Source organism: Pedobacter sp. 05T44, from assembly GCF_056395985.1.
Genome location: NZ_JBFTKO010000003.1, coordinates 73,928 through 86,939 on the forward strand (window position 1 = coordinate 73,928; position 13,012 = coordinate 86,939).

General features: G+C 39.7%; 10 protein-coding genes. 2 read left to right on the top strand and 8 right to left on the bottom strand.

Features of this window, described 5'->3' with window-relative positions; genetic code table 11:
* Positions 1-42: 42 nt before the first annotated feature.
* Entirely contained in the window at positions 43-1,416 is a 1,374-nt protein-coding gene (locus AC1DDK_RS07075) for a hypothetical protein (RefSeq protein WP_337717183.1), read from the bottom strand.
* Positions 1,417-1,482: 66 nt separating this feature from the next.
* Positions 1,483-2,736 carry an FISUMP domain-containing protein gene (locus AC1DDK_RS07080; RefSeq protein ID WP_337717185.1) on the bottom strand — a complete coding sequence of 418 codons (1,254 nt, stop codon included), beginning with the start codon at positions 2,734-2,736 and terminating at the stop codon, positions 1,483-1,485.
* Between the two features lie 431 nt (positions 2,737-3,167).
* Between AC1DDK_RS07080 and AC1DDK_RS07085 the strand changes: the two genes are divergently transcribed.
* Together AC1DDK_RS07085 and AC1DDK_RS07090 are read left to right on the top strand one after the other, a co-directional pair.
* Positions 3,168-4,838, top strand: coding sequence for a tetratricopeptide repeat-containing sensor histidine kinase (locus tag AC1DDK_RS07085; protein WP_448104762.1), 1,671 nt, complete (start codon positions 3,168-3,170; stop codon positions 4,836-4,838).
* A 9-nt stretch (positions 4,839-4,847) separates the two neighbouring features.
* Positions 4,848-5,462 (top strand): response regulator, encoded by a 615-nt coding sequence (locus AC1DDK_RS07090; protein ID WP_172661406.1) that lies wholly within the window; start codon positions 4,848-4,850, stop codon positions 5,460-5,462.
* 270 nt (positions 5,463-5,732) lie between these two features.
* Here AC1DDK_RS07090 and AC1DDK_RS07095 read toward each other — a convergent pair whose 3' ends face one another.
* The 6 genes from AC1DDK_RS07095 to AC1DDK_RS07120 form a co-directional block, all read right to left on the bottom strand.
* Positions 5,733-7,952: an outer membrane beta-barrel family protein gene (locus AC1DDK_RS07095; RefSeq protein ID WP_337717283.1), complete on the bottom strand. Its 2,220-nt coding sequence runs from the start codon at positions 7,950-7,952 to the stop codon at positions 5,733-5,735.
* Positions 7,953-7,985: 33 nt separating this feature from the next.
* Positions 7,986-9,668 carry a M56 family metallopeptidase gene (locus tag AC1DDK_RS07100; RefSeq protein WP_288882177.1) on the bottom strand — a complete coding sequence of 561 codons (1,683 nt, stop codon included), beginning with the start codon at positions 9,666-9,668 and terminating at the stop codon, positions 7,986-7,988.
* A gap of 24 nt (positions 9,669-9,692) precedes the next feature.
* Positions 9,693-10,073, bottom strand: coding sequence for a BlaI/MecI/CopY family transcriptional regulator (locus AC1DDK_RS07105; RefSeq protein WP_172661409.1), 381 nt, complete (start codon positions 10,071-10,073; stop codon positions 9,693-9,695).
* Between the two features lie 388 nt (positions 10,074-10,461).
* Positions 10,462-11,460 (bottom strand): NADP-dependent oxidoreductase, encoded by a 999-nt coding sequence (locus AC1DDK_RS07110; protein ID WP_337717188.1) that lies wholly within the window; start codon positions 11,458-11,460, stop codon positions 10,462-10,464.
* Between the two features lies 1 nt (position 11,461).
* The gene (locus AC1DDK_RS07115; protein WP_288882171.1) at positions 11,462-12,229 is read right to left on the bottom strand and encodes an SDR family oxidoreductase; all 768 of its coding nucleotides are present in this window, start codon (positions 12,227-12,229) and stop codon (positions 11,462-11,464) included.
* A 28-nt stretch (positions 12,230-12,257) separates the two neighbouring features.
* On the bottom strand, positions 12,258-12,989 hold the full coding sequence (locus AC1DDK_RS07120; protein ID WP_172661411.1) for an SDR family oxidoreductase: 732 nt from the start codon (positions 12,987-12,989) through the stop codon (positions 12,258-12,260).
* Positions 12,990-13,012: the final 23 nt, after the last annotated feature.

The window sequence follows — 13,012 nt, forward strand, 5'->3', positions numbered from 1 at the left end:
AGATTATTGTTGGTGATAAAACCACTATTATTGGTATTATAATTAAATCTTTTGAAAAGGAACAATCGTTTCTATTCTGTTCTTATCATAATTAAAGGCATAAAAACCCATTAAATTTCTCCATTCATTATTACCAGATTTTCTTGAATAAAACCGTATGAAGTATTTTGTTACCGGGCCTGAACTAGTTTTTCTTTCCATCACATTTCCTTTAAAGGCAAATACACCTTCACCTTTAAATTGTTTACTCTTAATCAGGTCATTATAATAATCATAGCCCACCGTATAAGAAGATTGCGCCAATACATAATATTTCCCTTCCACAGTGTAACTGGTCGCAAAACTTAAACTATTACCATACGATCCACTGCTTGAAACCCATGTGCCTGTTAACTGCTTTTTATAATCCATATTTTTTTCAGCCACCCCATTTATTTTTAAAGTGAATAAAAGAAAATTCAAGCCCATCTCCATCTCGCTGCCCAGTATTATATCAGCCGAATTAATTACAGCTACATTTGTTCCTACCTGTATAAGCAGCACCGTACCTTTTACAACCGATCCATTTTTACTAATGCTATTACTTAGCATATAATATGGCAGGCCCTGGCTGGTAACTCCTTTTTCATGATCACCTTTTTCGAATAACTGGTTGTTAGAACTGTTATACAGACCCCAACCATCAAAAACCTCGAAGAAAATATGTTCCATATCTTTTTCTAAACTGCCAGATGATTTTACCATACTCATCAACTCAATAATTTTTTTTCCAGTAGTTGTATTTTTTTCTAGTGTCAAACTATTTCCACTTGCATTTAAACTCCACGTAGGTGGAACAGTGATGGAATACCTATTTTTGTTTCCTGAACTGGTTGTATAGTTTGTTGGCGAATTCTGTTGTGTATTATTGTTCTGTGCAGTTGCCGTTTCATTTAAGTCGAGGCTTTTTATAAAATCCAGTATTTGGTTTTGATATTTATCGGTGTTGGTCATAATTACCACGTTCGCCATTTTGCCGTTGCCTGTAGCGGTTATTAGTGTTACCCATCCTTTATTCGAGCCATCGGTATAGCTGGCTTGCCCCGAAATAACATTCCATCCTTTTTCAGTAGCAGGATTTTGCATGTTTGGTTCTCCGGAAACAGACACCGTACCTTTCACCAGTTTTTCCCAGCTGGTCATAAAGTTTTCGTTTGCTGGTGCCTCGGTCGCTACCGAATTTAAAATAACAGCAGCGGCATAGTTTCCTTTACCATCGTTTTTGGTGGACAGTTGAATGCCATTTGCCATTTCCATTTTATCCCAACCGTTGGGTATAACATAGTTTATTACGTCAAAAGCTTGCTTTTGGGCAAAACAAGTAGAACTTACCATCAATAGCAGGTTCAACAGGAGCATGTTTTTTATAGGTTTCATCTTTTTAAGGTTATCATTTCTGAAAAATCATTTCAAAATGCCAGCAGGTATACATTAATAATAACATCAATCTTTTACACAGCGTACGGAATAGCCATTATATTTAAATCCAGATGAGATATCAACTTCTATATATGAGTGATACAATCGAATTTCATCGCCGGCTACTCCACCAGATACTCCACTATCCTCTGTAGAAGCCCAGTAATAGCCAATCAAAGACAAGTTATCAAAGTTCCCATGGGCGAAACGGTATCCACCCGGAAGAGCCGAAAACCCGCTGCTATTGGTTGCACCCACATTGGGTGTACTCCAATAAAGTAAGTCTTTTAAGGGGCCCCCTGCTGAGTATTTGCCATTTAAGAATGTTATCAATGTTATCCATTCATCCTTTGTAGGTACATGCCATCCTGCAGGTGCTATATTGTTGCTGTTGTTTACGGCATACCAATTATACAGCTTACCATAAGGATTATTATTTTTACTGTCATTGTTATAGTAACAATAGGCTCCTTTTGTAAAGGCATCCCATGTTTGCGAATCAGGAGCAGTTAGTATCTCAGCGCCGTTTCGGTAATGCGTAGTTTTCAGATTCTCCACCATCCAGCATTGTGTACCGATAGTAACGGTATGATACACGTTACCGTCCACATCAGTGACAGTTCCACAATTAGCCAAGCCTGTTGTGGTAAAACTTATTTCGTTACCATAAGCGGTGCCAATGCTGTTGGTTGCATATGCCCGTACATAGTAAGTAGTATTACTGTTTAGGCCTGTAAGGTTGCTTGTAAAATTGCCTGCGCCGCTCCCATCTGTTGTTTTATCATTGACAATAGAAGGATTGTTGTTTGTACTCCAACACACACCTCTTGCGGTAACGACACTATTGTCTATGCTACTGATCGTGCCGCCTGAAACGGCTGTCGTATTGGCAATGCTGCTGATGGCTACGGTGCTTACCATAGGCAACTGCGGTGCTACACTTACTACAATATAGCCGGTTTTTGTTTTGGTATTGCTGCCGTCGGCATTTGTTACAGTAAGCGTTACATTGTATGTTCCCGCAGCGTGGTATTGAATATTGACCGGATTTTGCAAAGAAGAAGAAGACGGCGTACCTCCCGCAAAGCTCCACGACCACGATGTAGGATTGCCGGTAGATAAATCTGTAAAGCTGGCCACCGAATCTGTTTTAATACTAGTAACACTTGCAGAAAAATCTGCTGCCGGTAAGATTGCATTATCCTTAATCTTAGTGCAGGAAATAATTAGCGTACTGCATAACATCAAAACAAACGGCAAGAATTTTAAATCTCTCATGATTTCATTTTTTATGCAGTAAAAGTAGATAACTTACCAAACCGACGTAATCATTAAAAAAGATGATTTTTTAGTATACGCTTTTAAAAAATCATTAAAAAAGATGATGGAAAATATGGACCCACAACATTTTATTTGCGTAGTAGAAAAATGTAAATTAGGGTATGAGAAAATCACTGCTGATATTATTTGCAGGCTTTATAAGTTTCGCCTCTCAGGCACAAGGATTGAATAGAAACAGTCTAAAACGAACTATTAACTATAACAAAAAAGATAGCAATACTGTAAATGTTTTATATCAATATGGAGAAACGTACAGGCAAGACAACCCTGATTCTGCCACTTTTTACTATAACAAAGCAAAAGAGCTTTCTCAAAATATAGGATATAAAAAGGGTGTTGCAACTTATGCAAGCTATCAAATAGTAATATTGAATAATAAAGGTTTATTTAAAGAGGCTTTGTCTCTTACTCTTGATGCCCTTGATATTTTTAAAAAATATGGGAACAAAAAAGACTTGTCGGTTGCCAATTTAAATGTGGGTAGTGAGTGGGAATATCTTTCCGATTTTTCTACTGCGTCGGAATATTATTTAATTGCAAAAAAATATGCAGAAGAAATTGACGACAAAAAAATGTTACGAATAGCAAACAATAATTTGGCTTCTGTATTTATAAATTTACAGGAATATGCCAAAGGTCTTGAGTATGCAGAAAAAGCATACAAACTCGCTGTAGAATTAAATAATAAAACTGCGCAGGCTAATACACTCTGCAATATCGGAACCGCCTCTAATAACCTTAAAAATTATGATAAAGCCATAAGCGTATTTCGGGAAGTAGGAAAAATAGGTAAAGAAGAAAAGGACAACATTAACATTGTAAGTGGGTGGTTAGGTATAGCAGATGCCTTAAAGGGTAAACAAATGTATGCATTGGCAATAAAATATTATGATACAGTACTTTATTTTTCAAGACATGAAGAGTTGCCTGAATATACTTTGTATGCCAATATGGGCATGGGACAAACTTTAATTGAATCAAGAAAATATTTAAAAGCAGTCCCTTATCTCAATGAGGGAATCAACTTAGCTCATAAATTTGGTTCAAAAAATGAGTTAAGCAGCTTATACGAATATCAGTCTAATTTGTACAAAGGAGTAGGAAAACTTGATAGCGCATTGGCGTATCGTCAAAAGTTTGAGTTACTACGAGATACTATATTAGGAGAAAATACCAAAAATACTGTAGCAAACCTAGCAGCCAAATACGAATTTGAAAAAAAAGAAGCACAGATTAAACTACAACAAGCGCAGCTTCGCCAAAAATCTATCCTCAATTATATTCTTATCGGCAGTGCGCTTGCCATATTAATTATTTCACTGCTAGGTTATCGCAACTATATTCATCGCCAAAAACTACAGCAATTAAAAATTGATGAATTAGAAACCGAAAAACAACTTACCGCTACAGAAGCAGTACTAAAAGGTGAAGAACAGGAACGTACCCGACTAGCCAAAGACTTGCACGATGGGCTTGGCGGGATGTTAAGTGGAATAAAATTTTCATTAAATAATATGAAAGAGAATTTAATAATGACCCCGGACAATGCTCTTGCTTTTAATCGCAGCATCGACATGTTAGACAGCTCTATACAGGAAATGCGCCGCGTAGCACATAACATGATGCCCGAAATACTGGTAAAATATGGACTGGATGTTGCATTGAAAGAATTTTGCATGGAGATGGATCGTAGTGCTGTGTTACATGTAAACTACCAGTCGGTGGGGATGCAGCAAACAAGCATACCGCAAACTACATCAGTCGCCATTTATCGCATTATACAAGAGTTGCTGAACAATGCGATTAAACATGCCCATGCCAAAAATGTATTGGTGCAATTGCATCAAGCTGATCAGGAAAAACTATTAGCCATTACGGTAGAAGATGATGGAAATGGTTTTGATGTCAATCTTTTAACACAATCTGGTGGAATGGGCTGGCATAATATTAAAAACCGCGTTGAGTTTTTAAAAGGCAGGATAGATTTGCAATCCGGTCCTGGCAAAGGTACTTCAGTAATGATAGAGATTAACATTTAACTACAGGCAATGAAAATAAGCATTTTCGTAGTAGATGACCATTACATGGTGACAGAGGGTATTCGTTCTTTACTGCAAAACGAAAAAATACTTGATTGGATGGGCCATGCCACCAACGCAGCATCCTGCCTTAGTTTTCTTAAGCTACACGAACCTGATGTGATACTAATGGATGTAAACCTTCCTGATAAAAGCGGAATAGATTTATGTAAAGAAGTTAAGCAACTGTATCCCTCTTTAGCTATACTTGGGCTTAGTACATTTAACCAGCAAGCCATTATCAAAAACATGATGGATAATGGTGCTTTAGGTTATGTATTAAAAAATGCCACAAAGGAAGAACTGTTAGAAGCGATAAACACCGTGATTAAAGGCAAAGTATATTATAGTTTCGAGGTCTTAAGCGCAATGAGAAAACCAGAGCCCAATCAGCTTCTAATCACCAGAAGAGAAAAAGAGGTTTTATTGTTAATTGCAGAAGGACTAACCAATGCAGAAATATCAGAAAAACTTTTCATCAGTATTCCAACTGTAAACACACACCGCAAAAGCCTGTTAGAAAAATTTGAAGTAAAAAACACAGCCATGCTAATCGGTAAGGCTTCAAAATTGGGATTGATTTAATTGTCTTGCAATATTATTTCTAAATCATCTATTTGACATTAAGAAAGTTGGGTTAATAAACAAATAGTGTTACACCGCCAGGGCATGTATTTCGCAAATAGTAGACACTTTAAACACAGCGTCGATGGATCAGTGAGTACTGGCTATATTGATTACGATATTTTTAATAGCGAGGAGAAGGCACTTTTATTATTTTTGTCGCAAAAAATAAAAAGTGCCTTTCCTGTTTTTAAATGACATTTACTAAAGTTAAGATAATCCCCGTGGCGGCTAGTTTTTCACTCTTTCCAATTCATTTCCGGCGCCACCGGTATTGCGCTTCTTCGCAGCAGAAGCTCCTTTGCTGAAACTATAGCTGAAAGAGACAAGGCCTATTCGGTTGTCAAAAATGTTGCGGTAAGTGGCCCGGGTCTGCGGAATGTTGAGTATTTCGCCCTGTGGCCTGAAGCGGTTCAGCACATCACGTAAAGTAAATTTCAGGGTACCTTTATCTCCGAGGATTTTCTTTGAGACGCCGGTGTTGATGTTGTAAAGCGCGCGCTTTTTAAACTGAGCGCTTTGGTTGGGCGTCACGTACATGGCGCTCAGTTCTGCGCTCCATCCTCTTCCGAAATTGAACTGGTTATTTGGATTGACATAAAAATAAAAGCTCTGTATGGTATTGCCATCATTGCCGGGCAAGCCACTGAAATCAATTTCGACTGCTTCACTGTACATATTCAATGTGTACCAGTTTCCCGCCTTCAGGTTCAGGTTAACAGAGCCCCCGTAAAAATGCATTTTCCCAATGTTTCCTGTCCTGCTGATAAAAATGCCTTTTTCCTGCTCAATGACTTCAGAAATCATTGATGAGGTAACGTTGTAAAAAAGGTCGATGCTGAGCTTATTGTTGTGGTTAAAATTGAGGTCGATCTTGTGAGCAAACTCCGGTCTGATATAAGGATTGCCGGCAAAGTAAGTGAACTTATCCAATAGAAAAATAAAAGGATTCAGGTCCTGGTAGTATGGTCTTCTGATTCGTTTCCCGTAATATAGTGTGAGTTTATTTTTGGCGCTATCCAATTTGTAGGAAAGATAAACTGTTGGAAAGAGATTGGTATAGTGCTGCGAAAAGGAGGAATCCGGGCGGAGCCCATTGCTTAGTTGGTGTCCTTTCATATTTGTCTGTTCCATGCGCAGTCCGGCCTGTATGCTCCATTTCTTCCATTCCTTGCTGAAATTCACGTAAGCTGCATTAATGTTCTCCTTGTACCGGAAGTGATTGGTCTTTTCATTGTCCACCAGCAACACATCTCCCCGACGTATAAAGTAATCTGCAGTATTATCGGTGTTCACAAAGCTGGTCTTTGCACCTGCAGAGAATTTTGCTTTATGGGCCAGGGGGTGCTCGTAATCGCCTTTTGCAGCATAGATGGCAATGTCTGAGGGAAGTTGAGCCACGAGGTTCTCTTCGTTGATACTATTATTGGTGGTATTAAAGATTCTATTTGCAAAAGACTGGTCCGTTCTGGCACTATAGCTGATGTGGTCGAGATCGAAGCTGAGTTCGCGGCCCAGACTGTCAAACTTATGACTGTAATTGAAATTGATCCCGTTGCTGTTCAGTTTCGACTGTTCAGAATTGAGTGCCGTAATCAGAGAGTCCGTCTGTCCTGCAGAACCCGTTGCGATAGCCCCCACTTCTTTTCGGTTACGGCCGCTGTTGTAAGATCCGGTAAACACAAAACCCAGCGTGGTCTTCTCGCTGACATAGAAATCCATGCCTGCTTTGATATTCGGGGTTTTGTTCCGGTTGCGGAACACAGTACTTTGCATAAAAGCAGAGGTCAACTGCTGGTCCTGGTCATAAAACCAGCGGTTGATGTCCAGATCCCTCCAGGTGTCGGTTTTATTGTAACCGAGAGTGGTAAAAAAGTTGAACTTATTTTTGCGGTAGTTCAGGTCGATGCTCTCATTGTGGCGCCAATTCGGTGAGTACCCTGCACCAGCATTTATAGATCCGTTCCAGCCACTGATCAGTGATTTTTTCGTGCGGATATTGATGATCCCGGCGCCTCCCGCCGCATCATAGCGGGCGGGGGGATTTGGAATAAGTTCAATCTGGCTGATGCTGCCCGAAGGAAGCGATTTCAGGTACGCGGTAAGGGCGGCTTCCGAAAGATAAGTAGGGCGGTTGTCAATGAATACGACCACACCCTGCTGACCTTTCAGGCTAATTTTCCCGTCCTGATCAACCATAACCCCAGGTGCTTTCTCCAAAACCTCCAGCGCATTGCTGCCGGCATTGGAGATCAGGGCGTCTACATTGATGACTGTACGGTCTATTTTGTGTTCTATAAAACTTTTTTTTCCACTGATCTTTACTTCTTTGAGGTCTACCGGCTTTTTTAAGGTATCAGTTTTATTCCCCGAAGTATCCTTTTTTTGGGCAGGCTTGGATTGCGCTGCGGCCAAAATTGGGGCAATAGCTATCCACAGGGTGAATGTCACCCTCAAAAATGAGTTCGTCATATCCCTTTTTAGTTATTTAAGATAGTAGCTGCTGGATGTGCTAACTCCTTTGCCATTCCTGTTGTAAGAAAAATCAATGGTATCTTCTGGAGACTTAAGGAAATTTTTTAATACAGCATCTTTTACTGCCTCAGCTTGTTTTTTGCCGTTTACAGTCAATTCTTTGTTGCTGATGTGGAAACGAAACTGATCACCTTTGGTATCGATACCAGCTTTTTCCAGGGCTTTGATCAAATTCTGGGTCAGATCAGAAGACTTAGCTTCGACTTTTGGAGATGGTGAAAGCTTTACCCTTGGATTAGGGCTGGCTATAGGGCTCAGTTTCACCTGGGGATCCGCATTGAGGGTTGAGGAGTACTGCTGACTACTGTCCAATGCCATATTTAATGCACTTAGTACTGTTGTAGTTATGTTCGAAGCGAAATTCTCGACCAGCTTATGGTCTACGTTTAAAGTTACATGACCAGTGTTATTGGTGTTTGAATTGACGTTTACCGAAATCTCCGGTTCAACACTGTCTTCAGTATTGGCCGTTTCTTTAGTTACCGTTGCCGGGGAACTTGTTTTTGCTGCTGGAGGTCGTACTTTTGATTTTACAGTGGTTCGTTTCTGAGGTTTAGCAGCAGGGCTGGTCTGAGATTTTTCCTTTTTTGCAACGGGTTCCTGGAAAATGGACTTTGGAGCCGGATCAGTTGTGCGCAATAGTGTAAAGCTGCAGAGCAGTAGCACAGCGATCAGCATACATCCCTTTTCTATGGAATTTAACGCGGTGTTCTTTTGGTAGACCATTCGTTTTATCCTGCTGACCAGGTTGCTTTCTTTTGCAAATGCCATGGCATATGTGGGCACCTTTAGCTGGTATTCCTTAAAGGAAAGCAATGCCTGGATATAGTTGTGTTTTTCATCCGCATTTTGGAGTACCAGTTCATCGCAGCAATTTTCCCGTTCTTTTCTGATTAGCGCCGATAACCATAATACTGCAGGGTTAAAGAAGAAAAGCAGTTCCAGTACATGTTGTAAAATATTTACCAGGAAATCCATTCTCTTGATGTGAGCAAGTTCGTGGAGCAGCATCATTTCTATTTCCCGGGGTTTAATGGCGGTGATCATTCCCAGGGGGATTAAGATCACTGGCTTGAAATGACCGATGACCAGCGGTACCTGGGTGAGCCCTGACTGCATGATCCTGACCGCTTTAGACAGGCCCATTTGTCCAGACAGCCTTGCCAACTGGTCTTCCCAGTGTTTACCAGCCGGATACACCTGGCGGGTTTTCAGGTAATGAAGCTCAAACAGGTTGCTGGTCAGCTTAATGCTTTTTGCGAAGACAATAAATAACCAGATCAGGGTGATGGTTCTGGCATTATCGTTCATAAAATCCCTGCTTGAGGCGATCAGATCTGTTGTCTCCGTATTTATTGTGTTATTGATACCAGCTTTCCGGAAATCCGTTGTTACTTGCGGAGTTCTTATCAGGCGGTTGAATGCGCTCGTGGTTGGATTGGTTTCACGAAGTTTGAAAACAACGGTAACTGCTATACTTGCCGTGAATAAAGCCAATAGTGTCACCAGTATACGGTAACGCAGTAAAGGACTTGCTGAACGGGTGAGCAAGAGTGTAAGACCGGTCAGCAGGGCCAGTATCAGGCCGAGTGCCAGGGAATATAGTAAAACGGTGTTTAAGATCTGTTCCATAATTTAGGTTTTAATAATAATGGTTTACTTTTGTTGATCCAGCTTATTCAGGATGTCCCTGATGGTCTTTAGGTCTTCAGAAGAAGCATTTTTACTGTCGAGCAGCTGCATTACCAGGTTGCCTGCAGAGCCGTCGTAAATGTGGTTCACAAACCTGTCCAGTAAATGGCTTTTGGTTTTGCTCGGATCTTCTGCAGCCCTGTAGATGTGAGTCATGTTACTTTCATCTCTGGTCAGCATCCCTTTTTCAGCCATAAGCTGCATTTGTTTTAATGTGGTAGTGTAATTTACCTCCTTGATCATCGCTAACTGGTTGTGCACAAACCTGACTGTATTTGGCCCATGTTTCCAAATGACGGTCAATATATCTAACTCTGCTTTCGAAGGTTCTATCTTAGGTTCCATAAAACAAACATACGATTAAAATCGTACGATGCAAATTTATTTAGCTTTTTTTTAGAAAACCCTTAATTAGCAGATCATGCCCTATATGCTTTTATCACCATAGTTACATTAACCATTATTATTTTTAGAATTCAGCAGCGCCATTGTATTTTTTTTGCGAGATGCACCACTGGTGCAACAAGTAAAAGATCTGATAATTGATCAATCTTTCAATTCAAAGCTGAATAAATTGAAAAAGGCGAATCATGAAGCTTTTTATTATTGGATTAAAATAAAAGGCCTTCCATTACCATGTTTATTGTACCGGTTATTAGCAAGTAGCTTGATAAGCAATTGTAATTGGTTTGAACCTGAGGGAGCCTGGCTGTGCTGTTCATCATTTGTGGCTTTACTTCATTTTAACCACAACTTTTCCCTTGGCACGTCCACGCTCTACATATTCCAAAGCCTCATTAGTCTGCTCAAATGGAAATACTTTATCTACTACAGGCCTAATCACCTGCTGTTCAATTAGATCCGAAATCTCTCTCAATTGCTTTCCATCTGCCTTCATAAACAGAAACGAATAATCTACACCTAACTTCTTTGCTTTTCTGCGGATACCAGAACTGAGTAGCGACAGGAGAACCTTCACAAACCATGGCGTTCCAATTGCTTTAGCAAAGTCAGATGTTGGCGGGCCAGAGATGGAGATCGCCTTTCCTCCTGGTTTCAATATTGTTAGTGATTTTTCAAGTGTTTGATTGTCTTGGCTGTTTAACACGACATCATAATCTTTCAGGATGGCTTCAAAATCTTGTTTCTTGTAATCAATTAGCACATCCGCTCCTAGGTCTTTCAGCATTCCAAAGCTCTTTTCACTTGCAGTTGTAGCAACGGTTGCCCCCAAATGTTTAGCCAGTTGTATCGCAACTGTACCTACCCCTCCTGAGCCTGCCTGGATAAAAACTTTCTGTCCTTTTTTGAGATTTGCTTTTTCCACCAAGGCTTGCCATGCAGTAAGTGCAACCAAAGGAACAGAGGCAGCTTCTTCCATAGAAAGGTTTTTTGGCTTTAAGGCTACGTCCCTTTCATTAATCGAAATAAATTCTGCAAATGTACCGATTGCGAAATCCGAAGGGCGTGAATACACCTCATCTCCTATTTTAAAATACTTTACATTTTTTCCAACCTGGATAATCACACCCGCCACATCATGCCCTAAAATAAGCGGCATTTTGTAAGGCAGTATCAATTTAAACTCTCCAGTCTTAATTTTCTTATCCAAAAGATTTACGCTTGCTGCATAAATCTCCAACAGAACCTCATTATCACCAACTTCTGGTGTTGGAACATCTGCAAGCTGAAGACCATGTTTGGTATATTTGTTAATGATAAAAGCTTTCATTTTAATTTTTTAAAAGATGATGGTTCTTTTTCGGATTAATTATGTTAAAAGCAATTTTAGGCAAAATCCTATTAACCAGATTAAAAATTTTTGCGTCGCCCACGCGAATAGTATATTGGTTTTTTGATAGACCTTTGATCAGCCCCTTAACCATTTCTTCAGTCGATATTTTTTTATCATTTCTATCTGCGGTCATTTCCGTCGCTACAAGTGGTGGGATCAATTCAAATACTTTCACTTTACTCCCAATGATCCTTAAGTGTTCACGAAGTGATATTGTATAGAAAGCCAGTGCTGTTTTTGACGAAGAATAGGTAGCTTCAATTAGGGAGGGAGCCTGACTCAGAATTGATGTGGTATTGATTATTGCAGCTTCATTTCTGGATTTGAGCATATCGAGAAATAGATTGTTTAGCCTTAACACACCCAGGTAATTAACTTCCATTTCGTATCCAGCGCCTTCAATATGTTTCTCATTTGCAACTCCTAAATTTGATGGTGGAACCAGGACCGCGGCATTATTGTACAGGATATCTATACCGCCCAATTCTTTCACTTTATTAAAAAGAGATTGCGCATCTGCCTTATTTCCTGCATCACTTTGTATGGCTGTTATAGCAGGGTATTTATTTTTAGCAGCATCTAGTTTTACCTGATTTCTTCCTGTAATGATAACGTTCGCGCCAATTGATAAAAACTGTTTAACTGCTTCTAGCCCTATCCCTGATGCCCCACCTGTTACCAGTACAGTTTTTCCTTTTAAGTTCATATTGATTAAGTTTTATAAGACAAAAGAATTAATGGTTTACCTCTTCTTTGATTAGATTTGCCAAGGCGTGCATTTTTTTACTGTCTCCAACCGGAACTTCGAATTGATTTTTTTCCAAGGCTGTAAACAGCTCATCGGCGACCTCTGATGGCGGAATGCCGTTAGCTCCACCAATCTCTGCCGAAAAATCAGTGTTAACCAAAGGAGGATAAAGTTCAAATACATTTAGACGGTCATTTTCAGAAAATGTATCTCTCAATCCCTGGGTGTAACTGTGGAGCGCTGCTTTGCTCGCAGAATAGGTTGGCAAGTACTTATTTGGCCTAAATACAGCTATTGAAGATACGTTTACAATAGCCGCTTCTGTTTGCTGCAAAAGTAATGGTAATATTAAAGCTGTAAAATCTATAACACTAATATAATTCGTGTTGATTTCCTGATACGCTTTTTCTGCAGCATTATTTTTTTGGCCGCTTAAATCATTTATAAAGGCAGCTCCAGCATTGTTTATGATTATATTTAATTCCGGATGGTTATTTCTTAACTCTTCTACAATCTTAATCCTCTCCAATGAGATAGATAAATCTCCCTGTATGGCAACTGCTGTTTTATCTAACTCTTTTAAGGCATTTTGAAGACGTTCTTCACTACGCCCATTGATAATAACTTTATTTCCTGCTGCACTCAATTTTTTAGCGATAGCCAAACCAATACCCGCGCTTCCACCGCTGATGAATATTGTATTTCCGGTTGTTTTCATTGCATCTCTGATATAATTGTTTA